We start from the raw sequence: 26,941 nt of genomic DNA, 5'->3' as shown, positions 1-26,941 counted from the left end.
CCCGGGGACAGGGCATGCCTCGCCCCCGGGGCGGGGCGCACCACCTGACAGGCGTCCCGCCCCGTGCATGCCCCGGCAGGCGCCCCGCCCCCGCTCACCCCCTGCGCAGCCGCAACGTCACCAGTTCGAACGGCCGCAGGCGTACGGCGATGCGGTCGCCGTCGACGGCCGGTGCCGGGACGTCCGTCAGCGGGCGCTCCAGCAGGTCGGTGACCGTGACCCCGCCGAGGGGGAAACCGGCGGTCAGGGTGGCGCGGGTGCGGCCGCCGTGGGCCTCGTGGAAGCGGACGACCACATCGCCGCTGCCGTCGTCGGCGAGCTTCACCGCCGTGATCACGACCGCGTCCCGGTCGGCGGTCACCAGCGGGGCGACCTCGCCCGCGCCCGTCAGCCGCCGCTCGGGCAGATTGATCCGCCAGCCCTCGCGCACCGCGTCGCCGATCCCGGCGCCGGGCACCAGCGCGTGCCGGAAGCGGTGCACGCCCTGGTCGGTCTCGGGGTCGGGGAAGCGCGGGGCGCGCAGCAGCGAGACGCGCACCGTCGTGGTCGTACCGCCGTCGGCGCGGACCGTGCGGGTGACGTCGTGGCCGTAGGTGGAGTCGTTGACGATCGCGGCGCCCCAGCCGGGCTCCTCCAGGTGGAGGAAGCGGTGGTTGCACGCCTCGAACTTGGCCGCCTCCCAGGAGGTGTTGGTGTGCGTCGGACGGTGGAAGTGCCCGAACTGCGTCTCCGAGGCGTACCGCTCGGCATGCACGTCGAGCGGGAAGGCCAGCTTCAGGAACTTCTCCGTCTCGTGCCAGTCGACCTCCGTGTCGATCAGCAGCCGCCGCTCGCCCGGCGCCAGGGACAGCACCTGGGTGACCTTCGAGGAGCCGAAGGAACGGGTCACCCGCACGGACTGCCCGTCCTCACCCGCCTCGACCGTCTCGGCGTCGGTCAGGTCGGTGACCGTGTTGCGGTAGAACCTGTCGACGTCCCAGGCGTCCCACATGTTCGGGAAGTCCGGGTGCAACTGGAGGAGGCCCGCCGCCCGGCCCGGCGCGAGAGCCTCGCGGTCGGCGTCGACGTCGTACACGGAGACGACCAGGCCGCGTGCGTCGATCTCCACCCGCAGATGGCCGTTGCTCAGCACGTGCCCGCCGCCGGCGCGGTCCTCCCGGGTCGCCCGGCCCTCGGCCGCCGGGGTCCCGGCGCCGCCGGCCGGGACGCCCGAGCGGGTGTGCGGGGCCGCGTTGAAGACCAGCGGCACCTGCCCCTCGCCGGCCAGGGATCGCTGGGCCGACTCGATGATGCCCGTCAGTTCGGCGGCGACGCGTGCGTACGTGGCGCGGGCCTCGCGGTGCACCCAGGCGATCGACGAGCCGGGCAGGATGTCGTGGAACTGGTGCAGCAGGACCGTCTTCCAGATGCGGTCCAGCTCCTCGTACGGATAGGGGAACCCGGTGCGTACCGCCGCCGTCGCCGCCCACAGCTCGGCCTCGCGCAGCAGGTGCTCGCTGCGCCGGTTGCCCTGCTTGGTCTGGGCCTGGCTGGTCAGGGTCGCGCGGTGCAGTTCCAGATACAGCTCGCCGACCCAGACCGGGGGCTCGGGGTACTCGGCCTCGGCCTTGGCGAAGAAGGCGTGCGGCGGCTCCCACACCACCGTGGGCGAGCCCTCGAGGTTTTTCAGCCGGGCCGCCTTGGCGACCATCTCCCGGGTGGTGCCGCCGCCCCCGTCGCCCCAGCCGGTCGGGGCGAGGGAGTGCCGGGCGACCCCCTTGTCCTTGAAGTTGCGTTCCGCGTGGGCGAGTTCGCTGCCCTTCATGGAGCAGTTGTAGGTGTCGACGGGCGGGAAGTGGGTGAAGATCCGGGTGCCGTCGATGCCCTCCCAGCGAAAGGTGTGGTGGGGGAACCTGTTCGTCTGCGACCAGGAGATCTTCTGCGTCAGCAGGTACTTGGAGCCGGCCGCTTTGATGATCTGCGGCAGTCCGGCCGCGAATCCGAAGGTGTCCGGCAGCCACGCCTCGTCGTTCTCGACACCGAACTCGTCGAGGAAGAACCGCTTGCCGTGCACGAACTGCCGGGCCATGGCCTCCGAACCGGGCATGTTGGTGTCCGACTCCACCCACATGCCGCCGGCCGGCACGAACCGCCCCTCCGCCACGGCCTTCTTCACCCGCGCCCACACCTCGGGCCGGTGCTCCTTCACCCACGCCCACTGCTGGGCCTGCGACATGGCGAAGACGAACTCCGGCTCGTCCTCGATGAGGGCGGTCATGTTGGCGGTGGTGCGGGCGACCTTGCGGACGGTCTCGCGCAGCGGCCACAGCCACGCCGAGTCGATGTGCGCGTGCCCGACCGCGCTGATCCGGTGCGCGGAGGGGACGGCCGGGGCGGCGAGGACGTCCGTCAGCTCGGCGCGGGCGCGGGCCGCGGTGCCGTTCACGTCCTGCAGGTCGACGGCGTCCAGCGCCCGCTCCACGGCGCGCAGCAGGTCCCAGCGGCGCTGCGCGTCCACCGGCAGCTCGGCCATCAGCTCGCCGAGCACTTCCAGATCGAGCGCCAGCTGCCACACCTCCTCGTCGAAGACGGCGAGGTCCATCCGGGTCAGCGTGTACTGCGGCTCGCTGCCGGCGGTCTCCTTGTCACCGAGCCGGGTGGGCACGAAGGGGTGGTAGTCGAGGATGACGGGGTTGGAGGCGGCCTCGACGTGCAGCCGCACCTCCTCGCCGCCCTCGACGGGCGCCCCGATCCGCACCCACTGATTGCGCGGGTTGAGGCCCTTCACCGGGGTGCCGTCGGGCCGGTAGACCAGGCCCTCGCACTGGAAGCCGGGCATGTTCTCGTCGAAGCCGAGGTCGAGCAGGGCCTCCACGGTCCTTCCGGCCCACGCCTGGGGGACGGTGCCGGTGACCCGGAACCAGCTGGTGCCCCACGGAGCACCCCAGCGGGCGCCGACCGCGATCGGCTCGGGTGTCGCGGCCAGGCCCTCCGCGACCGGTACCGGCTCGCCCGGCGCGTGCCACACCGCCACGTCCAGCGGCACGGACTCGGGGTGGACGGCGGGGCGGATGCGCTCGTCGAGGACGCGCTTGAGGCGGGCTTCGACCAGGTTGCGGTCGTCATGCATGCGGGTGCTCCGTAATCGTCCGCGGGTGGTTACCAGGGGTGGGTCAACGTCGCGGGGGCCGACGAGGTGTACAGCTCCCCCACCGCGCGCACTTCGAACCGTGCGGCCCGCTCGCCCTGCTCGGGCCGCAGGCCGGCGGTGTGGAAGGCGCACTGTCCGGTGGCGCCGAGGAAGCGGCGGCCGCCGTCGGGCAGGACGCGGTGCAGGGTGTACTGGCGTACGTCGCCGCCCGGCCGGTTCCACGCCAGGCGCACGTCGCCGCCGGCGGCCGCGGTGACACGGAAGCCGGTGGGTGCGGCCGGCGTGGTGCGGTGGGTGCGGACGGCGAGCCGCCCGAGCCGCCAGCGGACGGGTCCGCCGCCGGCGGGGGTGAGCCGGATCCCGAAACCGCGCAGGGTGGTGCCGGTCAGCCCCGTGAGCGGCACGGTCACGGTCCGCCAGCCGTTGACGAGCCCGCCGCGGGGCGCGCCGTCGACGGCGTTCACCGGCAGATAGACGTACGGCGGTGGCGTGCCCGGCGTGCCCGGCTCGGCGGTGGCCGCGCCCAGTTCCACGTGCACAGCTCCGGCGTCGACCCGATGGGTCAGCTCGACGACCGGGTTCGCGGCGAGCGGCAGCCGTGTCGCGTACAGCTCGATCACCACCGCCTCGTCCCCTTCACCGCCCTCGGTGTCGACGAGGACACTGCTCCCGCCCCGCCAGGCGTCCGCGAAGTCGAAGGAGACGGCGGGCCGCCGCCCCGCCGTGTGCACGGCCCAGCGCCGCGACGGCAGCCGGTCCTGGAGCCCGAGATGGTTCCAGGGGGTGTCGGAGACGACCGCCCCGTCCTCGTACCAGCGCAGGCCGTGCCCGGTGTTGAAGACGCTGGCGAACGGCAGGGACGTCACCGTCGAGCGGTCGGCCACGGACACGGCGGGCGCCCGCCAGGGGTCGGCCGGATCGGGCCGCGTCGGGTCCAGTGCCCGCCCGGTCCAGAAGCGGTCGTCGGCCGCGTGGAAGTCGCCGGGGCCGCGCCGGTCGCCGGGGAGGTGGTTGCGGGTCCACTCCGGCCGGTAGAAGCCGATGGAGGTGACGTGCTGAGATCCGCTGGGCACGACGGCGTCCCAGTTCACGGGCGTGTTCCAGCCGTTCGCCTCCACGTCGACACCCGCCAGCAGGTCGTAGCGGCTGCGGCCGAGCCGCTCGGCAGCGGCCCCGGAGGAGGCGAGGCCGGCCGTGCTCCAGCCGAAGTTGACGAACATGTCGTCGGCGGCCCGGAAGAAGGGCTGGTTGCGGCTGGTGAGGGCGTTCTGCCAGTCGACTCCGCCGTCCACGGTCATCGCGTCGTACCAGGTGACCCGCTGTCCGCGGGCCGCGCTCAGCGTCTTCAGCTCGCGCACGAAGCCGAGCATGTCCGCCCCCAGCGCGCTGTCGCCGCCGCCCGTCTCGGCGTTGAGGAACCACCCGTCGAAGCCGTACGCGGTGGCGACCGCGACGAGTCGTTCGGCGAGCGGGTAGTGGCCGGCGGCGTCCTTCTGCACCAGGTCGCGGGTCCAGCGCAGCTGTCCGCCGTAGGCGGCGGGCGGCAGGAAGACGTTGCCGAGGACGGGCACGCCGTGGCGGTGGGCGGCGTCCACGATCGGCGCGTTGGGCGCGAGGATCAGGCCCTCTCCCGCGGAGCCGCCCCAGAAGACCAGCTCGTCGATGTACGCCCAGTGGGTGAGGGCGTAGTAGTCGGCGCTCGCCGAGCCCTGGGAGGGGTTGCCCGCCGTCGGCCCGAAGGAGACCAGCGCCTGGACGCGGGCCTGCCCGGAGCGGGCGGTGGTGTTGGCCGGTGCCGGGGTGAAGCGGGGCGCGAGCGGGACGGAGGCCGCGTTGAAGGCGAGGTCGGGGTCGGTGGCCGGGCGCCAGGTCTTCAGGCTGCGCCAGGTGGTGCCGGGACCGGGGCTGCCGGCGGGCAGGGAGTCCGGGTACCAGTAGGAGGCGTACGGCTGGAGCGACGCCGTCGCCCCGGGGGTGGCACGGGCGGACAGCGGGGGCAGGAGCGCGGCGGCGCCGGCGGTCCCGGCGGCGAGCAGGACGGTGCGTCTGGTGGGGGTCACGAGCGGGTGCCTCCTGGTGGGGTGGGGAGTACCTGTTCGGGAGCGACGACCTCGGTGATGCCCCGCGCGGCCAGATGGGCGGTGTCCTGGGCGCGGGTGTCAAGGACGGTGGTGGGGCGGACGCCGTCGGCGACGAGCCCGAAGAAGGCGTCGAAGACGGCTCCGCCGGGGGCGCAGCGGGAGCGCTGTGCGGGGTCGGCGGGGACGAGGAGGGCCGTGGTGCGTGGTGCGGGCGTGTCCCTGGGGGTGCGGGCGGCCCGGGCGAGGACGCGTGCGGTGTCCTTGGGCCGGCGGTCGTTGGTGAGCAGGCCGAGGCCGTACTCGAGGTCGGGGAAGTCGGCGAGGGAGCGGGAGACGTCGTGGGAGCACCACCAGGTGACGCCCCACAGGCCGGGGCAGTCCAGGGCGGCGGCGATGGTGGCCTCGGTGAAGGCGGCGGCGTGCTCGGGCGGGATCAGGGGGGCGGGGGCGCCGACCTCCTGGAGCCACACCGGCCGTGCCGGGTCGTCGGCCCACGCCTTGCTCAGCTCGATCAGATAGGCGGCGTGGTGTTCGGTGGGGACGCCGGTGCGGCCGTGGCGCTGGGCGGTGCCGTTGAAGACCCAGGAGTGGACGGCGGTGACGGCGCCGTGCCGGGCGGCCTGGGCGGGGGTGAAGGGCTGGTCGTCCTGGTACCAGGTGGCGTCGTACTCGGCGTGCAGGTGCAGCCGCCCGGGGGCGCCCTTCTCGCAGGCGGCGAGCATGCGTTCCAGCCAGGCGTCGATCTGGTCGGCGGTGGCCCGGTCGGGGTCGGGGTGGGGGCCGGCGGAGAACTGGTTGACCTCGTTGCCCAGCGTCATGCCGAGGAAGGCGGGGCGGTCGGCGAGCGCGGCGGACAGGGCGTGCAGATAGGCGGCCTGGCCGTCGAGGACCTCGGGGTCGGTGAAGAGGTTACGCCGGTGCCAGGTGCGGGTCCAGGCGGGCAGGAAGTCGAAGCTGCTCAAGTGGCCCTGGAGACCGTCCACGTTGACGTCGAGGCCGCGTTCGGCGGCCGCGTCGACCAGGTCGAGGAGGTGCTCGATCGCGCGGGGGCGGATCAGGGCGCGGTCGGGCTGGAAGTAGGGCCACAGCGGGAAGACGCGGACGTGGTCGACGCCGAGGGCGGCGATGGAGTCGAGGTCGGCGCGGACGGCGCCCGGGTCGTAGTCGAGCCAGTGGTGGAACCACCCTTCGCTGGGGGTGTAGTTGACGCCGAAGCGCGGGGCAGCGGGCATGTGCGAGGTCCTTGGGAGGGGTTCCTGGACGGCGGGCTTCGAGAGGGGTTCAGCCCTTCACCGCGCCCTCGCCGACCCCGCGGAAGAAGTACCGCTGGAGGCAGGCGAAGAGGACGATGAGCGGGGCGACGGCGATGACGGTGCCGGCGGCGACGAGACGCTCGTCGTTCGCGAACGTGCCGTGCAGGTAGTTCAGGCCGATGGTGAGGGTGAACCGGGACGGGTCGCTGAGCACGATCAGCGGCCACAGGAAGTCGTCCCAGGCGCCCATGAAGGCGAAGATCGCGACGACGGCGAGGGTGCCCTTGACCGCGGGCAGCGCGATGCGGGTGAAGCGCTGCCAGACGTTCGCGCCGTCGACGAACGCGGCCTCCTCGATCTCGTACGGCAGGTTGAGGAAGGCGTTGCGCATCAGCAGCACGTTCATCGCACCGATCGAGCCGGGCAGGACGACGCCGACGAGGGTGTTGTTCAGGCCGAGTTCGCGCATCGTGGTGAACTGGGCGATGACGATGCCCTCGACCGGCACCAGCATGGCCAGGATGAAGGCGAGGGTGGCGGCGCGTCGGCCCCGGTAGCGCAGCCGGGCGAGCGCGTAGCCGGCGAGGGCGGAGCCGACGCAGTTGGTGACGACGTTGGCGGCGGCGACCTTCAGCGAGTTCAGGGCGTAGTCCCAGACGGGGATGGTGTCCGCGACGCGCTCGTAGTTGTGCAGGGTGGGGTGCTCGGGCAGGAAGCGGGGCGGGGAGCTGAAGATGTCCTCGGTCGGTCCCTTGAGGGAGGTCGACAGCTGCCACAGGAACGGGCCGACGGTCAGCGCCAGCACGGCGAGCAGCAGGACGTAGCGCCAGGCCAGCTCCCAGATCCGGATGCGGCGGCCGTGTTGGTCGGTGAGGCGGGGCTCGTGGGCCGCCTCGGTGGGCGGCGCGGGACGCGCCGTGTCGAGGACGCTCACCGGTCCTCCTTCCGGTCGGCGCGCAGCACGAGCAGCATCAGGGCGACGGTGACGACGAAGACGACCAGGGAGATCGCGGAGGCGTAGCCGACGCGGCCGGTCAGGCCGGTGCCGGTGCGCTGGACCAGCATGACGAGGGTGGTGTCCTCGCCGGCCGGGCCGCCGCTGGGGCCGGCCATCAGGTACACCTCGGAGAACACCTTGAACGCGGCGACCGAGGACAGCGCGCCGACCAGCACCATCGTGGAGCGCACGGCGGGCACCGTGACCGTGAGGAAGCGGCGAACGGCGCCCGCCCCGTCCACGGCGGCGGCCTCGTGGAGCTCGCGCGGCACGTTCGCGAGCGCCGCGAGATAGATGATCATGTAGTAGCCGAGGCCCTTCCACACGGTGACGGCCATGGCGCTCAGCAACAGCAGCCACTGGTCGCTGAGGAAGCCGATCCGGCCGACGCCGACCGTCTCCAGCAGGGAGTTGACCAGTCCGCGCTCGTCGAGCAGCCACACCCAGATCAGGCCGACGACGACGATCGAGGCGACGACCGGGGTGTAGAAGGCGGACCGGAAGAAGGCGATGCCGGGGATGTTCTTCTGCACCAGCAGGGCCAGCAGCAGCGGCAGCACGACCAGGGCGGGGACCACGCCGACGACGTAGAGGGCGCTGTTGCGCAGGCCGGTCCAGAACATGTCGTCGTGCAGCAGCTCACGGAAGTTGGCGAGCCCGACGAACTGCCCGGGGACCAGCGTGCGGCGGTCGGTGAAGGCGTTGATCACCGTGGAGAGGAACGGCCACAGGATGAACGCGCCGATGATCAGCAAGCCGGGAGCGGCGAACAGCCAGGGACTGGACGGCAGTTGGCGCCGCACCCGGGAGACGGTGGAGCCGGCCACGGTGCGTCAGCCCTGCTGCTTCAGCAGTGTGTCGCACTGCTTGACAGCGTTGTCCAGCGCGTCCTGGGGGCTCTGCTTGCCCTGGAGCGCCTTGGCGACCTCGTTGCGCAGCGCGGTCTTCATCTGGTCGCTGAACAGCACCGGCGTGTAGTTGACGGCGCTCTTCAGCGACTGGGCGGCGGCGATGCGCACCCGGGTGACGTCGGTGCCGTCCTGCCGGGTGAAGTACGGGTCGTCGAGCGAGCCGGCGGTGGAGGGGAAGATGGCGACCTTCTTGGCGAAGGACATCTGGTGCGCGGCGTCGGTGACGAAGTGCGCGAAGGCGATCGCGGCGGGCTTCTTCCTGGTCTGCGCGTTGACCATCACGCCCATCACGTACATGTTGGCGTGCCCGGTGCTGGTGATCTGGTCGGTGATGCCGATGTTCCGGTACAGGTTCGGCGCGTTCTTCTTGAAGTTGTCGAGGTCGAGGGCGCTGCCCGGGTTCATGGCGACGGCCCCGGTGAGGAACTTCTTCCCGGACGACTCCGGGGTGGCGGTCAGCGCCTGCGGGTCGAGCGCCTTCGCGTCGTACAACTCCTTGTACTTGGTGAGGAGTTCGACGCCCTTGGCGTCGTTGAAGGTGAAGGCGGTGCCTTCCTTGTTCATCAGTTCGACGCCGTAACGGCCGAAGTCCTCGATCGTGGGGACGTTGGCGAGGGTGGCGACCCTGCCGTCGGTCCGGTCGGCCATCTGGAGCGCGTCCGCGAAGAGTTCGGCGTAGGTCTTCGGCGGCTTGTTCGGGTCGAGTCCGGCCTTGGTGAACAGGGACTTGTTGTAGAACAGGGGCCCGGTGTTCAGGTACCACGGGAAGGCGTACGTTCCGCCGAGGCCCGGGACCTGGTGGCTCGCCCACGCGCCGTCCAGGTACTCCTTCTTGTACTGCCCGGCCGCCTTGTCCAGGTCGAGCGCGAGGCCGGCCTTGGCGAGCGGCGCGACCAGATCCGGGGAGACGTTGACGACGTCGGGCAGGGTGCCTCCGCCCGCGTCGGCGCTGATCTTGTCGGCGTAGCCCTCGGCGGGCTGGTCGATCCACTTGACGTGCGTGCCCGGGTACTTCTTCTCGAACTCGGCGACGACGCCCTCGAAGTAGTCCTTGAAGTTGGCCTTCAGGTTCCAGGTCTGGAACGTGATGTCGCCCTGGACCTTGCCCGAGGCGTCGTCCGAGCCGCCGTCGTCACCGCCGCCGCCACAGGCGCTCAGCGGCAACAGGACGACGGCGGCAGCGGCGGCGGCGAAGGTTCTGCGGGAGATGCGCACGACGGTGTGCTCCTTGTCGAGAACGGTGTGCGGTGGGGTGGACGGCCGGCCGATGGCGCCGGGGCAGACCTTGCCCGCCGATTCCCGACGACGTCAATGGATTCACCCCAACTAATGTCTTTAGTTGCTCGTTCGGGCAGGTCAGCGGGTTTGACAACGATCTCTTGCGGCCGATCGCTAATGCGCTTTAGCCTGTTCGCACTCAAGCGCATTAGTGCATCGGCTGTTTCCGAAGGGGGCAGGGGTTGTCGGGCAAGCGGGTGCCGGCGCGCCGGCCGACGATGAAGGACATCGCGCGGCGCGCCGGTGTCTCCGAGAGCGCGGTCTCCTTCGCGCTCAACGGCCGCCCCGGCGTCTCGGAGGTCACCCGGGACCGGGTGCGCCGGGTCGCCGAACAGCTGGGCTGGCGGCCCAGCACGGCGGCCCGCGCGCTGTCCGGCGAGGGCGCGGCGACAGTCGGCTTCGTGCTGGCCCGCTCCGCCGACACCCTCGGCGTGGACTCCTTCTTCCTCCAGCTGGTCTCCGGCATCCAGGAGGTGCTGGCCGAACGCCATCTGGGGCTGCTGTTCCAGGTGGCCCAGGACGTCGGCGAGGAGTGCGCGGTCTACCGCCGCTGGTGGGCCGAACACCGGGTGGACGGCGTGCTGGTCGTCGACCCGCGCAGCGACGATCCGCGGCCCGGCCTGCTGGACGAACTGGGGCTGCCCGCCGTGGTGATCGGCGGCGCGCCGGACGACCGGCACCCGGGGCTGTCCTCGGTGTGGGCGGACGACGCCGGGGCGATGGCGTCGGTGGTGGACCGCCTGTACGCGCTGGGCCACCGGCGGATCGTGCACATCGCCGGGCTGCCGGGGCTCGCGCACACCGAGCGCCGGGTGCGCACGCTGCGCGCCGAGGCGCGGCGGCGGGGCCTGACCGGCGTGGAGTCGGTGACCACGGACTACTCCGACGCGGAGGGCGCCGCGGTGACCCGCCGGGTGCTGGAGCGCTCCCCCGCGCCGACCGCCCTGATCTACGACAACGACGTGATGGCCGTCGCCGGGATCGCGGCCGCGACGGGCCTGGGCCGCGCGGTGCCCGGGGACGTGTCGGTGGTGTCCTGGGAGGACTCGGCGCTGTGCCGGCTGGTCAAGCCGTGGCTGTCGGCGCTGTCCCGGGACAGCGTGGAGTTCGGCCGCACGGCGGCCCGCGAACTGCTCGCACTGCTGGACGGAGGCCCGGCGCGGACCGTGCGGGTGCCGGTACCGCGGTTGATCGAACGGGACAGCACGGGGGCGGCCCGGCGGACGTGACCGCTCCGATGAACCTCCGTCAGATCGTCTGCGAGCAGGGGCGCCGTCTCCTCCGGGACCTCTCGGGTCCGCACACCACGGACCCCGCGGCCCACGCGGCCGTGGCCGCCGCCTGGGAGGAACTGGACCTCGGGGCCGAGGCCGTGGCCGCCTACCGGCGGGTGCCGGAGGACGAGCGGGCCGACGCACGGCGGCGGGTCGGGGCATCGGCGCGGCCGGCGCGCCGGCGGGAGGCGCGCGGTACGGCACGGCAGATCCTTCGGGCCGTCCTGCGCGAGGCGCGGGCTCCCGTCGGTGTGCGGATCGACGCCGCCGAGCATCTGCCGGCCCTGCGGGAAGAGGCGGAGGCGCACCTGGGGCTGCTGCGGCCGGCCCGCGAGGACGCACCCGGCGAGGCGGAGCGGCAGCGGATCGCGGACCTGCTGCCGGACGACTGCGCGCCCCGACCCGGCCGGATCGGTCCGCGCGAAGCGGAGTCCCGGCACCCGGTTGAGCGCGTGCGGCCCCTCGACGTGTGGCGCCCGGCAGGGCACAGTGTGTGCTGCGCACCCACTACTCGCCGGTAATCGCCGCCGCCCGATGTCGAGGAGCTGCCCGTGACCAGCTGGGCCGGTCTGTCCGCCGCAGAGATCGCCGCCGCCGTCCGTGACAAGCGGGCCACGCCGCGCGAGGTGGTGGCCGAACATCTCGCCCGGATCGACCGGCTGGACGGGACGATCGGCGCCTTCCGTACGGTGCGTGCCGAGGCGGCGCTCGCCGAGGCCGAGGCCGTCGGCGCCCGGGGCGACCTCGCGGAACTCCCCCTCGCCGGGGTGCCGTTGGCGGTGAAGGACAACCTCGCCGTGCGCGGCGAGTCGATGCGCGTGGGTTCGGCCGCGACCCCGGACACCCCGGCGGAGGCCGACCATGTCACGGTGGCCCGCCTCCGCGCGGCGGGCGCCGTCGTGGTGGGGCTGACGAACGTGCCCGAGCTGTGCGTCTTCGGTACGACGGAAGGGGTGCACGGCGCCTCCCGCAACCCGTGGGACACCTCCCGCTCGGCGGGCGGCTCCTCGGGCGGCAGCGCGGCCGCGGTCGCCGCCGGGTTCGTGCCGCTGGCGCTCGGCAACGACGGCATGGGCTCGCTGCGCATCCCGGCCGCCACCTGCGGCCTGGTCACGATCAAGCCGGGGCGCGGCGTGGTCCCGGCCGGCATCGGCGAGGGCGACTGGTTCGGCATGGCGGAGAACGGCCCGCTGGCCACGACGGTCGAGGACGTCCGCCTGGCCCTGTCCGTCCTGTCCGGCTCCGGCGCTCTACGCCCTGCCGCGCCCGGCGCCCGCCGCATCGCCGTCTCCCTGCGCAGCCCGCTCGCCGGGGTCGCGGTGACCTCGCCGTACAGGGCGGCGGCGCGTGCGGCGGCCGGGCTGCTGGCGCGCGCCGGGCACACGGTACGGCGCGCCGAGCCGCCGTATCCCCTCTCGCTCGGGGTGACGGCGCTGACGCACTGGACGGCGGGCACCGCCGTCGACGCGGCCGCCCTGGACCGGCGGCTGCTGACCCGCCGTACCCGCGTCCACGCGGCCGTCGGCCGCCGCTTCCTGAACACCGCCCGCACCGGGCGGAGCCGGGAGCAGCTGGCCGAGCGGCTGGAGCCGTTCTTCGCGCGGTACGACGTGCTGCTCACGCCCGCGCTGGCGCGCCGCTCCCCCGAGGCGGCGCCCTGGCACGAGCGGGGCTGGCTGCGCAACATCGCCGCCGACACCGCCTGTTCGCCGTTCACCCCACCGTGGAATCTCACCGGCTGGCCGGCCGCGACGGTCCCGCTCGGCACCCTGCCTTCGGGCGCCCCGACCGCCGTGCAGCTGGTGGGGCGGCCCGGTTCGGAGCCCGAACTCCTGGAGCTGGCAGCACAGTTGGAGGGTCTGCTGCCGTGGCGGCGGACGGCGCCGCTGAAGGGGGCCGGGGCTTAGGGAGCCTGTCTGCCGGCCTAGCGGCACAGGTCGTCCCCGAGCGGGGTGCGGGCGTAGTGGACCCTGCGGCCGGCGCGGGTGCGGGTGAGCAGGCCCGCGTCGTAGAGGACCGTGAGGTGCTGGCTGATCGCGCCCGGGGTGACGCCGAGGCGGTGGGCCAGTTCCGTGGTGGAGGCGGGTTCGGCGAGCAGGAGCAGCAGGCGGGCGCGGGGGCGGCCGAGGAGGCGGCCGAGCGCGTCGTCGGTGACCGGTGGGGGCTGCTCGGAGAGGGTGGCGCGGCCTCGGGCCGGATAGGCCAGGACCGGCGGCCGGGACGGATCGATCGTGGGCTGGGCGCCCCGGGCGAACAGCGTGGGCAGCAGCACCATCCCGCGCCCGGCGATGCCGACGACGTCGGTCCACGGCGCCGGGATCATGAAGTGCCGGGTGGACAGCCGCAGTCGGCCGTCGTCCCAGCTGAGCCGGTCGTCCAGCCCGGACAGCATCGCGCCCGGCCCCTGTTCGGCGAGCACCCTGCCCCGGTGGGCGAGATCCGCCTCGAGGACGGCCTGGGCCCGCGGCCACCAGGCGTCGGCGAGGCATGTGTGCCAATAGCCCTCAAGGGCGTCGACGACCCGTTCCAGCAGGGCCCGCGGGTCCGTCAGGCCGCGCGCCACGACCTCGGGCAGCGCGTCGGCGGTGCGGTAGGTGGCGCGGAAGTCGGCGGCGACGACGTCCGGGGGTGTGCGGCGGAGCAGGGCGAGTTCGTCGGTGACGGAAGGGCGGGCGCGGGAGGGCCGCGGGGTGAGGAAGTCCGGCACCCACAGCCAGGGCGCGGACAGGGCGGTCAGCATCTCGTGGTCGAGGGCGGCCAGGCGCGGCCGGATCCGGCGCAGCCACGGCCGGTGGTGCGGATAGCGCGCCGGGTCGTGCAGGCAGCGCAGCGAGAACACCGCCTCCTGCAGCGGGGAGTACGCGAAGGACGTCGTGGCGAGGTCGCCGATGCCGAAACGGAACTCGATCATTGAGCGCCACGCTAAATCAATGTCCGGGGAACCGGCGACCGGGTTGCCTGATGTGCATGACCACGACACGACCCGTACCGCAGACCGGCCGCGCCACCCGGGCCGGCGGACTGCTGCCGGCCGATCCGGCGCTCCGCCTGGCCACCGTGCTGACGGCCGTCAACTCCCTGGGCAACGGCCTGTACTTCCCCCTCGGCGTCCTGTACTTCACCCGCATCGTCGGCCTGGAGGCCACCGCGGTCGGCGTCGGCATGACGGTCGCCGGACTGGTCGGTGTGGCGGCCGGGGTGCCGGCCGGGCGGGCGGCGGACCGGTGGGGATCCCGGCGGGTCGGGGCGCTGCTGTGGGGCGGTACGGGGCTGGCGACGGCCGCGTACACGCTGGTGCACTCCTATGCCGGCTTCCTCGTCGCGGTGGTCGTGGCGACGGGGTTGCAGATGGCGAGCCGTGGGGTGCAGGGCGCGCTGTACGCTGACGTGCTGCCGGCGGCGACCCGGGTGGAGGCCCGGGCGTATCTGCGGATGGTGACGAACGTCGGCATGGGGGCGGGCGGCGCGCTCGGCGCCGTCGCGCTGCAACTGGACTCGCGGGCCGCGTACCTGACCGTGATCGTGCTGAACGCGTTGTCGTTCGCCGGGCCCGCCCTGCTGGTGCCGCGGCTGCCGCTGGCCGCGCACGTCGCCGGGCGCCGGGAACCGGAGGCCGGTGCGCAGGCGGCCGGCCCGTGGCGGGCGGTGCGCGACCTGCCGTTCCTGGCGGTGACGGTGCTGAACGCGGTCCTCGTCGTGCAGTACTCGCTGTCCGAGGTGGGGCTGCCGCTGTGGATCGTGGAGCGGACCGGCGCGCCGCGCTGGACCGCGGCACTGCTGATGATCGTCAACTGTGTGCTGGTGGCGCTGCTCCAGGTGCGGGTGGCCCGGCGCACGGCGCGGGTGCCGGCCGCGGTGCGGGCGATGGCCTGGTCGGGCCTGCTGCTGGCCGTGGCCTGCGCGGTCTACGCCCTGTCCGCGGGACTCTCGCCCCTGTGGGCGGTGTGCGCGCTGATCGCCGGCTCGGTGGTGCAGGTCTTCGCCGAGGTGCTGTCGGCGGCCGGCGGCTGGACCCTCGGCTACGAACTCGCCGACGCCCGCGCGCACGGCGTCTACCAGGGCGTCTTCGGTGCGGGCATGTCGGCGGGCATGATGGCGGGCCCGGCGTTGGTGACGGTCACCGCGATCGCCCACGGGGCGCTGGGCTGGGCGGTGTTGGGCGTCCTGTTCGCGCTGGCCGGGCTCGCGGTGACGCCCGCGGTGCGCTGGGCCCACCGGGACGGCGACTGGCGCGGGGAGTCGGCCGGGGCCCGCTGAGGGCACGGCGGGCGCCGACGGACCGGGCCGGCTACAGCGCCTTGTACATGATGTGCAGTCCCACCAGCCCGTGCCGGGGGTGTTCGAACGCCTCCGGGACGGTGCCCAGGATCGTGAACCCGAGGGACTGCCACAGCCCGACGGCCGGGTTCGTCTCGACGACGGCGTTGAAGACCATGCCCCGGTAGCCGTGAGCCCTGGCCTCGGCCAGGATGTGCCCGGCGAGGGCGCGGCCGATGCCGCGGCCACCCCGGCCGGGGTCGACCATGAAGCCGGCGTTGGCGATGCGCGCGGCCGGGCCGCCGTAGTTGGGCGTCAGATAGGCGGAGCCGACGACGGCACCGGTCTCGTCCTCGGCGACGTAGACGCGTTTGGCCGGGCTCATCCACAGGGCGCGGGCCGCTTCCTCGGTGGTGTCCGGGTCCCAGGCGTAGGTCTCGGCGGCGGCGACGATGCGGTGCCAGAACGGCCAGATCTGCGGCCAGTCCTCGGCCGCGGCTTCTCTGATCAGCATGGGCGTGAGTGTGGCACGCCCATGCGGTCGGCGATCGCGATGGTCCTGCCCCGGAACGGGTCAGTCCACGCTGGGCAGGATGTGCGGCTCGGCGAGGTCGTCCTCGTATCCGGCGAGGCGGATGGGGGCGGACCGGGCCCACACGTCGAGGCTGCCGATCTCTCCGGGCCGGCGGCCGGCGCGCTCCGTGCGTTCCTTGGGGCGCTGCTCGCGATTCGTCTTCTCTGGTGTCACCGCGCACTCCTTATGTGTCGGTCACCCGGGGGGGGCGTACGGGCCATACTCCGGCCTGTCCTTCGACGCCCGCTCGGGTCTGTCTCAAGGCGTTCGGACGCGGTGGCGTCGACAACTCACAGTGGACCAGGCCGAGGTGGACCGGCGTGCCCCATGACGGACGATGGGTGTGGGTGGGACCCCGTTCTGCTGTCCGTCCGCTACAGATTAACCAAATGAGCGGGGCCCCGCTCGATGGGGCTGAAAATTTGGGGTAACCATGGCAAGTCACGCACATGTCCCCACTAGGGAATTGAACCCTTTTGACCGGTTTGATGCCTTTTGTCTGTCACTCGATCGGCCTATGTTCCCGCGCGGGTCTTCGACTTCGGCCCGCAGTTCAAGTGCCGTTGGCCGATCGATAAGCCGGCGGTGCTCTGCTGGTGTGCCGGCACCGGCTGTCTCGCGGGAGGACAGAGGCATGGAACTGCGCAGCGTCGAGGAGCTGATGGATCTGCTGTACGCCTGCCGGGGCGTGCGGGACCTGCCGGCGCGCGCCGCCGCCGCGGCCGATCTGCACGACCGCGCCCTGCGCACCGCGGCGCTGCTGCGCCGGCGCCGGCCCGCCGACAAGGAGCTCCAGGTCGCCGGACTGGTGCTGGCCGTGGGACGCTTGCTGCGCCCCGGGGACGCCACCGGCGGCGCCGAACGTGCGGCCGGGGCCGTGCGCTCACTGCTCGGCGAACGCGTCCACGAACTGGTGCGCGCGGCCCCGTGCGAGAGGGCCGCCGCGGACGACGCACTGCTCGCCCTGCGTCAGGCCGACGAGGAGGCGCGCACCGACGCCCTCGACGGCGGGGTCCTGGAGGACTGGCGCACGGTGCTGGAACTGCTCGCCGGACACCACGCCCGCAGCGGCGCCGTCGACTGAACGGCGGGCACGGCGACCGGCACCCGGCGAGAACCCTCGGCCGGGACGCGCCGTCACCACTTGCCCGGCGCGTAGTCCTTCAGGAAGACGCCGTACAGGTCCTCGCCCGCCTCGCCGCGCACGATCGGGTCGTACACCCGGGCCGCGCCGTCGACCAGGTCGAGGGGCGCGTGGAAACCGGCCTCGGCCAGGCGCAGCTTGTCGTAGTGCGGGCGCTCGTCGGTGATCCAGCCGGTGTCGACGGAGGTCATGAGGATGCCGTCGGAGTCGAACATCTCCTGGGCACTGGTCCGCGTGACCATGTTCATGGCGGCCTTCGCGGCGTTGGTGTTCGGGTGCCCGGCGCCCTTGTAGCCGCGGTTGAAGACGCCCTCCATCGCGGAGACGTTGACGACGTACGCCCGGCCGCTGGCCGCCTTCTTCGCCGCGTCCGCCATCGCCGGGCGCAGCGCGCTGATCAGGATGAACGGGGAGGTGTAGTTGCACAGCTGGGTCTCGAGCAGCTCCACCGGGGAGATCTGGTCGATGGTCTGCACCCAGGTGTTGGTGTCGACGACGTCCGGGACGAGACCGCCGGCGTCGATGGCGGTGCCGTCCAGGTGGCGGGCGACGCTGGCGTTGCCCGCGACGAGCGCGAGGTCGGCGACCTTCTGCGCGTCCAGGCCGCTGGTGCCGACGGGCAGCGCCGCGATGCCGTCGACCGCGCCGGAGTTGAAGGCGCCGATCACGTGGTGGGCGGGGAGCTCTCCGGCGGGCAGCGGGGCGCTCTCGCCCTCGACGAGCGCCGCGTACGCGGAGGGCAGGCGGCGTACGGTCTGCGTCGCGTTGTTGATGAGGATGTCGAGCGGGCCGTTCTCGGTGACCTGCTCGGCCAGGGCCACGGCCTGCGCCGGGTCGCGCAGGTCGATGCCGACGACCTCGAGGCGGTGCAGCCAGTCCGCCGAGTCCTCCATCGCCTTGAAGCGGCGGATGGCGTCCTTGGGGAAACGCGTGGTGATCGTGGTGTGGGCGCCGTCGCGCAGCAGCCGCAGCGCGATGTACATGCCGATCTTGGCGCGGCCGCCGGTGAGCAGGGCCCGCTTGCCGGCGAGGTCGGCGCGGACGTCGCGCTTGGCGCGGTTGAGGGCGGCGCACTCCTGGCAGAGCTGGTGGTAGAAGTAGTCGACCTCGACGTAGCGCTTCTTGCAGGTGTAGCAGGAGCGGGGGCGCTGGAGTATCCCCGCGATCCGGCCGGGCTCGACCTTGGAGGACGGCAGGATGCCCTCGGTCTCGTCGTCGATGCGCTCGGCGGAGCCGGTCGCGGTGGCCTCGGTGACCGCGCGGTCGTGAGCGGTCTTGGCGGCGCGGCGCTCCTGGCGGCGGCGCTGCTTGACCGTGCGGTAGATGTGCGAGGTCGCCCGGCGCACGGCGATCGCGTCGGGGTGGTCGACGTCGATCCGGTCGAGCTCCTCCAGCACGCTCAGGCACACGGCCAGGCGCTCGGGGTCGATGCCGGGCCCGTACACGACCTCGTCCGTGGTCGCCGAGCCGTCCTCTGTCACCGTCATCGCGCTGCCGATCCCTGGTCTGGTCCCGCGGCGCTCCGACCGCGCCCGCTTTCGAACGCGGAATTCTAACGGAGCGCCGTACCCGGGGACCAAACCGTTCGGGCTCAGTCGGCGCACGCTGTGAGCAGTGTCTCCACCTCCCGGGACAGGGCCGCCGCGAACCGGTCGAGATCCGGTACGGCCGCGGCGTCCGCGACGAGGCCGTAGTGGACGCGGCCCTGGTACGTCGAGACCGCGACCGCCAGGGACTGGCCCCGGGCCAGCGGCGCGAGCGGGTGGACCGCGGTGAGCGGGTTCCCGCCGAGCTTCAGACCGAGGCTGGGCAGCGGCACGCTGGTGACCAGGATGTCGAACCACAGCCGGGCGGCCTGCGAGACCAGCGGCCCGCCGATGCGGTGACCGAGCGCCGGGACGTGGTCGGCGAGCAGCGCGACCGCGCCGGCGCCCCGGCCCGGGCCGGCGTCCTTGTTGCGGTCCATGGCGACGCGGACCGCGGCGAGCCGGCCCAGCGGGTCGCTCTCGCCGACCGGGAGCCGTATCAGATACCCGGAGAGCCGGTTGCCCTGCGGGTGGGCGGTGCGCGGGCGGCGTTTGGACACCGGGATCAGGGCGCGGGGCGCGACACCCTCGCTGCCGTCGCCGCGCTCGTCGAGCCAGGTGCGCAGCGCCCCGGCGACGACCGCGATCAGCACGTCGTTGACGGTGCCGCCGACGGTCTTGCGGACGCGGTGCACGTCGTCCAGGTCGATGATCACGCCGGCCGTGCGGCGGGTGCCCGACGGCTCGGCGGTCAGCGCCGGCGTGCTGCGCACGGCGAGCGTGGACGCGGCCACCGAGGCACCGATGTCGAGGGCGCGGCCGACGTCGGACAGCGCACCGGACACCGCGCCGCGCACCAGCGAGGGCAGCCGGCGCACGTCGGGCAGCAGTGCGCGCGGCGGCTCCGCGGGGCGGGGCCGGGCCTCGGGCATCTCGATCGGGTCGAGGATGGCGGCGGCCAGCCCGAGCGCCCGCAGTCCGTCGGCCAGGGCGTGGTGGAACTTGAACAGCACCGCGAACGACACCCCGTCGGCGCCGGGCAGCACATGCGCCTCCCACGGCGGCCGGTCGCGTTCCAGCGGGCGCTCCATGAGCCGGCCGGCCTCGGCGTGGAAGTCGGCGGTGGGCGCGTGCAGCCGGATGTGGTCGAGCGGGTCGAAGTCGGGCACGGGTTCGCGGACGGCTCCGCCGAAGGAGAACGGTGAGCGTGCCCGCAACGGTTGCCACACGTCGCGGATCCGCATGCGCAGCCCGGGCACGGCCGCCGCACGCGCGGCGAGCAGGTCGGCCGCGTGCGCGCCCGCGGTCGGCGAGTGGGCGGAGAAGATGCCGAGGGCGCCCAGGTGCATGGGATGCTCGGGGGACTCGATGTTCCAGAACGCCAGGTCGAGGGGTGCGAGCAGATCAGAAGTCAAGGGCTTGCCTCGCGTCGACGGACGGATGAACCAGCAGTCAAACCCCTGCACCCGATTACGGTCAAGTACGATCAGGCTACGCTCAGTTAACAGCAGATTAAGTCCCGCCGCTCAAGCGAGGCAGGGGACTCATGGGACGACTGAGGTCGGTTGGCCGCGGCAGGCGCATCCGCGGCCCCACACCCCACCCGGACGGCCGCGGGCCGACCGGGGGCCGACCGGGACGGCGGTCGGGACCGGTGGCCGGTTCGGCTCCCCGCCGCACCGCGGCCCTCGTCCGTGGCCCTGCCCTGGTACGACCACTACGACGCCGACGCCGCCGATCTGGCCACCGCGGACCCGCTGCACTCGATCAAGCCGGTCGGCGACATCGCCCCAGCCCGGGTCGGCCCGCGGTCACGGGCATCGCCGCGGGCCCAGGGCCGGGCGGATCGCAGCCGACCGCAGCGTGGCTCGGCAGCGCCGTACTCGCCGCCGAGCGGGGCGCGTTCACCATCGGGAAGGGGCCGGGCCGGACAGCCGTGCGGACCATCGGACGGAGCCGCAGAGGGCGAGTGGCCCGCTCGTCACCGGCGGCGAAGAATGGAGGCGTCACCCTGTGCCGCGCGAGTCCGCTGCGACGGCACCCTCCGCAGAAAGGGGCGAGGGAGATGTCGAAGGTATCCAGGGAGACGGCCTCCCAGGGCGGCGACTTCGGAATCGTTCTCGACCGGTCCGAGGAGTTGGACGACTACACGGTCGACTTCATCACCTTCCGCGAGAACGTCGATCACACGCCGCTGCTGCGGGGACTGCCCGACGACCGGTGCCAGTGCCCGCACTGGGGCTATGTGTTCAAGGGGCAGCTGGTCTTCCACTACGCGGACCACGACGAGGTCTACGAGGAGGGCGACGCGTACTACGCACCGCCCGGGCACGTCCCCGTACGCACCGCGCCGGGCACCGAGGCCCTGCAGTTCAGCCCGACCCGCGAGGTGGCCCCCACCAGCGAGGCCATCATGAAGAACTTCCGAGCGATGCAGGAGGCCAAGGGCTGAGCACGAGGCCGACGGCCGAGCGCCCCGCAGGTCACGACACCCGCTGGCCCTTCCCGAGGGCGATCACCCCGCTCTTGGAGACGGTGTACAGCTCCGCGTCCCGGCTCGGGTTGACGCCGATGGTGGCGCCCGGAGGGACCTCCACGTTCTTGTCGAGGATCGCGCCGCGCACGATCGCGCCCCGGCCGACGTGCACGTTGTCGTGCAGCACCGACCCCTGCACCACGGCACCCGGGTCGACCACCACCCCCGGGGACAGCACGGACCGGGTGACCTGGCCGCGGATCAGGCACCCCGCACTGATGATCGACTCGCCGGCTATGCCGCCGGCGTTGAAGCGGGCCGGCGACAGGTCGGTGGAGTGGGTGTAGATGGGCCAGTGGCGGTTGTAGAGGTTGAACGCGGGACGCTCGGCGATGAGGTCCATGTGCGCCTCGTAGTACGCGTCCAGGGTGCCCACGTCCCGCCAGTAGCCCTGGTCGCGGCTGGTCTCGCCGGGAACGTGGTTGGCGCTGAAGTCGTACAGCTGCGCCTCACCGCGCTCGGTGAGCTGGGGCAGGATCGAACCGCCCATGTCGTGCACGGAGCGTTCGTCCTCGGCGTCCCGGTGCAGGGCCTCGATCAGCGCCTTGGTGGTGAAGATGTAGTTGCCCATCGACGCGAACACGCACGCCGGGTCGTCCGCCAGGCCCGGCGGGTCGGCGGGCTTCTCCAGGAAGCGTTGCACCGTCCGGCCGTCCGACCCGGGTGTGATCACGCCGAACGACGAGGACTCGCTGCGCGGCACCCGGATCCCCGCCACCGTGACGCCCGCGCCGCCCTCGATGTGCTGGGCGAGCATCTGGCGCGGGTCCATCCGGTAGACGTGGTCGGCGCCGAACACGGCGACGTACTCCGGCTGCTCGTCGTGGATCAGGTTCAGCGACTGCAGGATCGCGTCGGCGCTGCCCAGGTACCAGCGCGGGCCGAGGCGCTGCTGGGCGGGGACCGGTGTGACGTAGTTGCCGAGCAGGCTGGACATCCGCCAGGTCGTGGTGATGTGCCGGTCCAGCGAGTGCGACTTGTACTGGGTCAGCACGCAGATGCGCAGGATGTCGCCGTTGACGAGGTTGGACAGCACGAAGTCGACGAGGCGGTACGTCCCGCCGAAGGTGACCGCCGGTTTGGCGCGATCGGCGGTCAGGGGCATCAGGCGCTTGCCCTCTCCGCCCGCGAGCACGATGCCGAGCACCGAAGGACCACCACGACGCATGGCCGCTCCCCTCACCTGGTTGACCGATGCCTGCCCCTGGTCAGGGCGCGTTACGCCTGTTTGGCGCGGCCGAGAATCTCCTCGTAGAGCCGTACCGTGCGCCGGGCGACCGCGTCCCAGCCGAACCGGGTGACCGCCCGCTCGCGCCCCGCCTCACCCATCCGCCGGGCGGCCGCCGGATCCGCGAGGACACCGTCCAGCGCGCGGGCGAGACGCGACTCGAAGTGTTCGTCCACGTCGACGAGTACCCCGCTCTCGCCGTCTTCGACGACTTCGGGGATGCCGCCGACCCGGGAGGCGACCACCGGCGTGCCGCACGCCATCGCCTCGAGGTTCACGATGCCGAGCGGCTCGTACACCGACGGGCAGACGAAGGCCGCCGCGTGGGTGAGCAGCTGGATCACCTCGGGGCGCGGCAGCATGCGGGGGATCCAGTGCACCCCGTCGCGTACGGCGCTCAGCTCCTCGTACAGCGTGCGGAACTCCCGGTCGATCTCCGGCGTGTCCGGCGCGCCCGCGCACAGCACGACCTGCGCGCCCCGGTCGATGTCGCGCACGGCCCGCAGCAGGTGCGGGACGCCCTTCTGCCGGGTGATGCGGCCGACGAACAGGACGTACGGGCGCCGCGGGTCGACACCGGCCCTGACCAGGGCGTCGGTACCCGGGTCGGGCCGGTACAGCGCGGTGTCGATGCCGTTGTGGACGATGTGCACCCGGGCCGGATCGAGCGCCGGGTAGCAGGCGAGGATGTCCTCGCGCATGGCACCGGAGACGGCGATCACCGCGTCGGCGGCCTCGACGGCGGTGCGCTCGGCCCAGCCGGAGAGCGCGTAGCCGCCGCCGAGCTGCTCGGCCTTCCACGGGCGCAGCGGTTCCAGCGAGTGCGCGGTCACCACGTGCGGGACGCCGTACAGCAGCTTCGCGAGGTGGCCGCCGAGGTTGGCGTACCAGGTGTGCGAGTGGACGAGGTCGCGGCCCTGCAGGGCGGCGGCCATCGACAGGTCGACGGAGAAGGTGCGCAGTGCGTCGTTGGCGTCGTCGAGGCGGGACCAGGAGCGGTGTCGCTGGACGCCGGCCGCCTTGTCCGCGCTCGAGCCCTCGCCCCAGCAGTGCACGTCGAGATCGACCAGGGGGGCCAGTTCGCGGGCCAGGAACTCCACGTGGACACCCGCGCCGCCGTACACGTCCGGGGGGTACTCCCGGGTCAGCAGTCCCACTCGCACCCGTCGACCCCCTGTGCTCGGCGGTAGATGCCCAACGGTCTCCTTTCATGGTCACCCAGACGGGGCGCGTGGGGAAGAGCGCGGGGGCCTCGGGAAGCAACAGTCGCCGCACACGCCTCCGCCGGGCACCCGGTAGTACAGGCAGCAGCTGCGGCGGCGGAACCCTTGGGGACCGGCCGGGGTGCCGGTCGGGGTGCCGGTCGCGGGACCGGTCGGGGTGCCGGCTCCGGCGAGGTGCGGATGGGCGAGCAGGGCGGCGGTCAGGGCGCGGGCGCGGGACGCGGCGTCGGGGTGGTCGTGGGCGAGCGCCCACCCCTGAAGGTGGCGGCCGGCCCCGGCCAGCGCGGAGGCGGCGTTGCCGCGCAGCAGACCGGGGGCCAGGCGGTGACGGGCGCGCAGGGCCGCGGCGAGCGGGTGCAGATGGCCGTCCAGGACGGCGCGGGCCAGATCCTGCGGGGCGGCACGGGTGTGGTCCCCCGGTGCGGTCGAGGCGTGCGGGTCGGGGCGCAGTGCCGTCAGCCAGAGGTCGTCGGGGGCGCTGCCCCGCGGATCCCAGCGCAGCAGCCCCGGGTCAAGGTCGGGCAGCGTGCCGTACAGCACGGCGCAGCCGAGGGCCACGGACCACAGCCGGGCCGCCAGCCCCTGGTGGGCGATGGACGCCGCGACCCTGGCTTCGGGCGCGCGGATGGCGCCGGCGACCCTGCGCACGCGGACGTCCAGCGGATCCGGGTGGGCCCCTGCCCGTCCGGCGTCGTAGGCGTCCGCGAGGGTGGGCAGCGCGCCGTGCGCGGCGCCGGCCGTGCGCAGGAGGAAGAAGCCGCCGAGCGGGCGGAGGGCGGCGAGGCCGGGGTCGAGGTCCACGAGCAGCAGTAGTACCAAGGGCGTTCGAGGCCGTGATCACCGGGTCGTCACCTCTGTCACCCCTCTGAGGGATGACGGGAGACGAGTCGTACTCCATCGGCAGTAGGAAGCATTGCGTGCTCAGGGACGACGACGGGAAGAGGGCGAAGCGGCATGGTGTTGCTCATGCAAGCCGACCGTTCGTCGCGCCGGGCCCGAAACCCCCGCCTCCCGCGAAGGAGACGCTCATGAGCGCCCTCGCGTTGTCCGTCCTGCTGTCGCTCGTCTCCGCCGTCGCCTACGCGGCCGGGGCGATCGTGCAGGAGCGGGTCGCCGCGACCGGCGCCGACGAGAGCTACGCACCGCTGCGCCGGCCCGCCTGGTGGGGTGCGCTGGCGCTGAACGGCCTCGGCGGTCTGCTGCACGTGGTGGCGCTCGCCTGCGGGCCGCTCAGCCTGGTGCAGCCGCTCGGCGCGCTCACGATCGTGCTGGCGCTGCCCATGGCGGCCCTGTTCGTCGGCCGCCGGGCCGGGGCGACCGCCTGGCGGGGCGCGATCATGGCCACGGTGGGGCTGGCGGGCCTGCTGGCCCTGGTCGGGATGGCGGCGGCGCAGTCGCTGGACACGGCGCAGCGCGTGGCCAGCGCGGTGATCGCCGGTGGTGCGGTCGCGTCGCTGATGGTGGCGGGCCGGGCCGCGCACCGGCATCCGGCGGTGCGCGGCGTACTGCTGGCGACCGCCGCGGGCGTGGCGTTCGGCATGTCCTCGGTGTTCACCAAGACCGTCGCCGTGGACCTCACCGGCGGCCCGGCGGCGTCCGACGTGCCGTCGCTGGCGGTCATCGGGGTCTTCGCCTGCGCCGGGATCCTGCTGTCCCAGGCCTCCTACCGCGGCGCCGGTCTGACGGCGCCGCTGGCCACCCTGACGGTGGTGAACCCGGTGGTCGCGGCGGCGGTGGGCATCACGATGTTCGGCGAAACCTTCCGCCACGGTACGACCGGCACGGTGCTGGCGCTGGGGTGCGGGGTCCTCGCGGCGGGCGGGCTGATCCTGCTGACGACGGAACGGCTGACGGAGACGTCGGGGGTACGGGCGTCGGTGGAGACGGCGGGGGTGCGGGCATCGGTGGCGACGGCGGGGGCGCCGGCATCGCCGGAGTCGCCGGTGCCGCCCTCCGACGCGGTTTCGGTGGACGCATCGCTGGAGGTGCCGGACCCCGTCTCAGCGGAGGCATCTCCGGAGGGGCCGGTGCCGGTGCCTGCGCCCCTCGCGGTGCCGGCGGCCGGACCGGCGCCCGTCGAGGTGCCGGTCGTGGCGGCCGTGCCGGCTCAGGTAGGGGTACGGCCCGTTCCCGTGGCCCCGGCGCCTTCCGGCGGGCGTTCGGCGGCGCCCCGGGGCGGGGAGAGGGCGAGCGGGACCGACGAGGTGCTCTACGTCTGTGCCCCGCTGTACGTCAGCCCCTGTGTCCCTGTGCTCCTGCCGGGCGAACCCGTGCCGGTACCGGACCGGCATCGCGCCCGGGTCAGATCCTGACGCCGCCGGCTCGCAGATACGCCAGCGGGTCCACGTCCGTCCCGAAGCCGGGTCCGGTACGGACCTCGAAGTGCAGGTGCGGGCCCGTGCTGTTGCCGGTGGAACCGGTACGGCCGATGCGCTGACCGCCACCCACGGACTGTCCCGCCCGTACGGAGATCGCCGACAGGTGCGCGTACTGCGTGTAGCGGCCATCGGCGTGCCGGATCACCACCTGGTAGCCGAACGACCCGCCCCAGCCCGCGTCCACGACCTCGCCCGAACCGACGGCCCGCACGGACGTGCCGGTCGGCACGGGGAAGTCGACGCCGGTGTGGTAGCCCTTCGACCAGGAGGAGCCCGCCCTGTGGTACGGCGTGCCGATGCCGCCGCCGACGGGCGCGACGAGGGCGTGACCGCCGGCCCTCCGGCCCGGCTCCGGCGTGACCTTCCTGGCCTTCTCCGCCGTCTTCTTCGCCGGCTCCTTGCCCTTGTTCGCCGTCTTCTTCTCCGGCGCCGCACTGCCCGCGTGGCCGTGGCTCTTCGGGGCGGCCTTCGTGGCACCGCCGCCGTGCATCCGCAGCCGCTGGCCGGGCAGGATGAGGTCGGGGTCGGCGCCGATGGTGGTGCGGTTCGCCTCGTAGAGCCGCTGCCAGCCCCCGGGCACGTGCTGTGTCTCGGCGATGCCGGAGAGGGTGTCACCGTGGAGCACGGTGTACATCTCGGTGCGGCCCGCCCGCGACTGGGGTGTGGTCTGCGGCTGGACGTCACGCACCGAGGACCGTCCGGCGGGCCGCTCCACGGGCCGGGAGGCGGTGCGGGCGCTGTCGGGGTGTACGTCGGCTGCCGGGCCGCCCCTGGTCAGCCCGGCGCGCACCGAGCACACCGGCCAGGCGCCGGGGCCCTGCCCGTCGAGCACCTTCTCGGCGACGGCGATCTGCTGGTGCCGCGTGGCGAGGTCGGCGCGCGCGGCGTACTTGGTGCCGCCGTACGCCGCCCAGGTGGACTGGGTGAACTGCAGGCCGCCGAAGTAGCCGTTGCCGGTGTTGACGCTCCAGTGACCGCTGGACTCGCAGGCGGCGACCTTGTTCCAGGTGCTCGCGTCGGCGGCGTGCGCGGCACCGGCACCGGCACCGATGAGCGGCAGGGCGATGCCCGCACCGCCCGCCGTGACGGTGAGTGAGGCGCGGTTGATCCTGTTCGGCTGGTACCGGCGGTGCCGGCCGCGTACGGCCATG

At 73.4% G+C, this 26,941-nt stretch carries 22 protein-coding genes; 7 read left to right on the top strand and 15 right to left on the bottom strand.

Annotation, left to right across the window (positions count from 1 at the left end; genetic code table 11):
* Window positions 1-94: 94 nt before the first annotated feature.
* From AB0E88_RS23595 to AB0E88_RS23570, 6 genes are read right to left on the bottom strand one after another with little or no spacing between them, the layout of a single operon-like run.
* On the bottom strand, window positions 95-3,109 hold the full coding sequence (locus tag AB0E88_RS23595; RefSeq protein ID WP_361633583.1) for a glycoside hydrolase family 38 C-terminal domain-containing protein: 3,015 nt from the start codon (window positions 3,107-3,109) through the stop codon (window positions 95-97).
* A 29-nt stretch (window positions 3,110-3,138) separates the two neighbouring features.
* Window positions 3,139-5,190 carry an endo-beta-N-acetylglucosaminidase gene (locus AB0E88_RS23590; protein ID WP_361633580.1) on the bottom strand — a complete coding sequence of 684 codons (2,052 nt, stop codon included), beginning with the start codon at window positions 5,188-5,190 and terminating at the stop codon, window positions 3,139-3,141.
* Complete coding sequence (locus AB0E88_RS23585) at window positions 5,187-6,443, bottom strand: glycosyl hydrolase (protein ID WP_361633577.1); 1,257 nt, start codon at window positions 6,441-6,443, stop codon at window positions 5,187-5,189. Before AB0E88_RS23585 ends, AB0E88_RS23590 begins: the two co-directional genes overlap by 4 nt.
* A 49-nt stretch (window positions 6,444-6,492) precedes the next feature.
* Entirely contained in the window at window positions 6,493-7,398 is a 906-nt protein-coding gene (locus AB0E88_RS23580) for a carbohydrate ABC transporter permease (protein WP_361633574.1), read from the bottom strand.
* A complete protein-coding gene (locus AB0E88_RS23575) occupies window positions 7,395-8,288 on the bottom strand; it encodes a sugar ABC transporter permease (RefSeq protein ID WP_361633571.1) in 894 nt (297 codons plus the stop codon). The genes AB0E88_RS23580 and AB0E88_RS23575 overlap by 4 nt, the downstream gene beginning before the upstream one ends.
* Window positions 8,289-8,294: 6 nt before the next feature.
* A complete protein-coding gene (locus tag AB0E88_RS23570; RefSeq protein ID WP_361633568.1) occupies window positions 8,295-9,587 on the bottom strand; it encodes a sugar ABC transporter substrate-binding protein in 1,293 nt (430 codons plus the stop codon).
* A gap of 281 nt (window positions 9,588-9,868) precedes the next feature.
* Here AB0E88_RS23570 and AB0E88_RS23565 point away from each other — a divergent pair, with 281 nt between their 5' ends.
* The 3 genes from AB0E88_RS23565 to AB0E88_RS23555 are packed head-to-tail and all read left to right on the top strand — an operon-like array spanning window position 9,869 to window position 12,831.
* The gene (locus AB0E88_RS23565; protein WP_361633644.1) at window positions 9,869-10,879 is read left to right on the top strand and encodes a LacI family DNA-binding transcriptional regulator; all 1,011 of its coding nucleotides are present in this window, start codon (window positions 9,869-9,871) and stop codon (window positions 10,877-10,879) included.
* 8 nt (window positions 10,880-10,887) lie between these two features.
* Complete coding sequence (locus AB0E88_RS23560) at window positions 10,888-11,445, top strand: hypothetical protein (protein WP_361633565.1); 558 nt, start codon at window positions 10,888-10,890, stop codon at window positions 11,443-11,445.
* A 30-nt stretch (window positions 11,446-11,475) separates the two neighbouring features.
* A complete protein-coding gene (locus tag AB0E88_RS23555) occupies window positions 11,476-12,831 on the top strand; it encodes an amidase family protein (protein WP_361633564.1) in 1,356 nt (451 codons plus the stop codon).
* Between the two features lie 17 nt (window positions 12,832-12,848).
* On the opposite strand, the gene AB0E88_RS23550 is transcribed toward AB0E88_RS23555, so the two are convergent.
* A complete protein-coding gene (locus AB0E88_RS23550; RefSeq protein WP_361633561.1) occupies window positions 12,849-13,835 on the bottom strand; it encodes a helix-turn-helix domain-containing protein in 987 nt (328 codons plus the stop codon).
* Window positions 13,836-13,891: 56 nt separating this feature from the next.
* Between AB0E88_RS23550 and AB0E88_RS23545 the strand changes: the two genes are divergently transcribed.
* Window positions 13,892-15,181: an MFS transporter gene (locus AB0E88_RS23545; protein WP_361633558.1), complete on the top strand. Its 1,290-nt coding sequence runs from the start codon at window positions 13,892-13,894 to the stop codon at window positions 15,179-15,181.
* A 31-nt stretch (window positions 15,182-15,212) separates the two neighbouring features.
* Here AB0E88_RS23545 and AB0E88_RS23540 read toward each other — a convergent pair whose 3' ends face one another.
* Together AB0E88_RS23540 and AB0E88_RS23535 are read right to left on the bottom strand one after the other, a co-directional pair.
* Window positions 15,213-15,695 carry a GNAT family N-acetyltransferase gene (locus tag AB0E88_RS23540; RefSeq protein ID WP_361633555.1) on the bottom strand — a complete coding sequence of 161 codons (483 nt, stop codon included), beginning with the start codon at window positions 15,693-15,695 and terminating at the stop codon, window positions 15,213-15,215.
* A gap of 60 nt (window positions 15,696-15,755) precedes the next feature.
* On the bottom strand, window positions 15,756-15,929 hold the full coding sequence (locus AB0E88_RS23535) for a hypothetical protein (RefSeq protein WP_107082809.1): 174 nt from the start codon (window positions 15,927-15,929) through the stop codon (window positions 15,756-15,758).
* Window positions 15,930-16,389: 460 nt separating this feature from the next.
* Here AB0E88_RS23535 and AB0E88_RS23530 point away from each other — a divergent pair, with 460 nt between their 5' ends.
* Complete coding sequence (locus AB0E88_RS23530) at window positions 16,390-16,839, top strand: hypothetical protein (protein ID WP_361633552.1); 450 nt, start codon at window positions 16,390-16,392, stop codon at window positions 16,837-16,839.
* Window positions 16,840-16,892: 53 nt separating this feature from the next.
* Here AB0E88_RS23530 and AB0E88_RS23525 read toward each other — a convergent pair whose 3' ends face one another.
* On the bottom strand, window positions 16,893-18,386 hold the full coding sequence (locus AB0E88_RS23525) for an SDR family NAD(P)-dependent oxidoreductase (RefSeq protein WP_361633549.1): 1,494 nt from the start codon (window positions 18,384-18,386) through the stop codon (window positions 16,893-16,895).
* 104 nt (window positions 18,387-18,490) lie between these two features.
* Complete coding sequence (locus AB0E88_RS23520) at window positions 18,491-19,840, bottom strand: wax ester/triacylglycerol synthase family O-acyltransferase (protein WP_361633546.1); 1,350 nt, start codon at window positions 19,838-19,840, stop codon at window positions 18,491-18,493.
* A gap of 650 nt (window positions 19,841-20,490) precedes the next feature.
* Between AB0E88_RS23520 and AB0E88_RS23515 the strand changes: the two genes are divergently transcribed.
* Window positions 20,491-20,877, top strand: coding sequence for a hypothetical protein (locus tag AB0E88_RS23515; protein WP_361633543.1), 387 nt, complete (start codon window positions 20,491-20,493; stop codon window positions 20,875-20,877).
* A 31-nt stretch (window positions 20,878-20,908) separates the two neighbouring features.
* Here the strand turns inward: AB0E88_RS23515 and glgC are convergent, their stop codons facing one another.
* The 3 genes from glgC to AB0E88_RS23500 are packed head-to-tail and all read right to left on the bottom strand — an operon-like array spanning window position 20,909 to window position 24,213.
* Complete coding sequence (gene glgC / locus AB0E88_RS23510) at window positions 20,909-22,129, bottom strand: glucose-1-phosphate adenylyltransferase (RefSeq protein WP_361633540.1); 1,221 nt, start codon at window positions 22,127-22,129, stop codon at window positions 20,909-20,911.
* Between the two features lie 50 nt (window positions 22,130-22,179).
* The gene (glgA, locus tag AB0E88_RS23505; RefSeq protein ID WP_361633537.1) at window positions 22,180-23,352 is read right to left on the bottom strand and encodes a glycogen synthase; all 1,173 of its coding nucleotides are present in this window, start codon (window positions 23,350-23,352) and stop codon (window positions 22,180-22,182) included.
* A gap of 51 nt (window positions 23,353-23,403) precedes the next feature.
* Entirely contained in the window at window positions 23,404-24,213 is an 810-nt protein-coding gene (locus AB0E88_RS23500) for a (2Fe-2S)-binding protein (RefSeq protein WP_361633535.1), read from the bottom strand.
* Between the two features lie 227 nt (window positions 24,214-24,440).
* Between AB0E88_RS23500 and AB0E88_RS23495 the strand changes: the two genes are divergently transcribed.
* Window positions 24,441-25,724: a DMT family transporter gene (locus AB0E88_RS23495; protein WP_361633533.1), complete on the top strand. Its 1,284-nt coding sequence runs from the start codon at window positions 24,441-24,443 to the stop codon at window positions 25,722-25,724.
* Here AB0E88_RS23495 and AB0E88_RS23490 read toward each other — a convergent pair.
* Entirely contained in the window at window positions 25,714-26,940 is a 1,227-nt protein-coding gene (locus AB0E88_RS23490; RefSeq protein WP_361633531.1) for a transglycosylase family protein, read from the bottom strand. The two genes, AB0E88_RS23495 and AB0E88_RS23490, sit on opposite strands and share 11 nt — an antisense overlap.
* Window position 26,941: the final 1 nt, after the last annotated feature.

The organism is Streptomyces sp. NPDC028635 (assembly GCF_040637635.1).
In the GTDB taxonomy this organism is placed as follows: Bacteria; Actinomycetota; Actinomycetes; order Streptomycetales; family Streptomycetaceae; genus Streptomyces.
Note: the sequence above shows the minus strand (reverse complement) of the source record. Positions and strands in the feature narration are given on the sequence as shown.

Bases quoted from the DNA above. Each gene is read 5' to 3' on its own strand.
- AB0E88_RS23565 (WP_361633644.1), top strand. From the start codon at position 9,869: ATGAAGGACATCGCGCGGCGCGCCGGTGTCTCCGAGAGCGCGGTCTCC.
- AB0E88_RS23585 (WP_361633577.1), bottom strand. From the start codon at position 6,443: ATGCCCGCTGCCCCGCGCTTCGGCGTCAACTACACCCCCAGCGAAGGG.
- AB0E88_RS23560 (WP_361633565.1), top strand. From the start codon at position 10,888: ATGAACCTCCGTCAGATCGTCTGCGAGCAGGGGCGCCGTCTCCTCCGG.
- AB0E88_RS23595 (WP_361633583.1), bottom strand. From the start codon at position 3,109: ATGCATGACGACCGCAACCTGGTCGAAGCCCGCCTCAAGCGCGTCCTC.
- glgC (WP_361633540.1), bottom strand. From the start codon at position 22,129: ATGCGTCGTGGTGGTCCTTCGGTGCTCGGCATCGTGCTCGCGGGCGGA.
- AB0E88_RS23540 (WP_361633555.1), bottom strand. From the start codon at position 15,695: ATGCTGATCAGAGAAGCCGCGGCCGAGGACTGGCCGCAGATCTGGCCG.
- AB0E88_RS23515 (WP_361633543.1), top strand. From the start codon at position 20,491: ATGTCGAAGGTATCCAGGGAGACGGCCTCCCAGGGCGGCGACTTCGGA.
- AB0E88_RS23490 (WP_361633531.1), bottom strand. From the start codon at position 26,940: ATGGCCGTACGCGGCCGGCACCGCCGGTACCAGCCGAACAGGATCAAC.
- AB0E88_RS23550 (WP_361633561.1), bottom strand. From the start codon at position 13,835: ATGATCGAGTTCCGTTTCGGCATCGGCGACCTCGCCACGACGTCCTTC.
- AB0E88_RS23495 (WP_361633533.1), top strand. From the start codon at position 24,441: ATGAGCGCCCTCGCGTTGTCCGTCCTGCTGTCGCTCGTCTCCGCCGTC.
- AB0E88_RS23530 (WP_361633552.1), top strand. From the start codon at position 16,390: ATGGAACTGCGCAGCGTCGAGGAGCTGATGGATCTGCTGTACGCCTGC.
- AB0E88_RS23525 (WP_361633549.1), bottom strand. From the start codon at position 18,386: ATGACGGTGACAGAGGACGGCTCGGCGACCACGGACGAGGTCGTGTAC.
- AB0E88_RS23545 (WP_361633558.1), top strand. From the start codon at position 13,892: ATGACCACGACACGACCCGTACCGCAGACCGGCCGCGCCACCCGGGCC.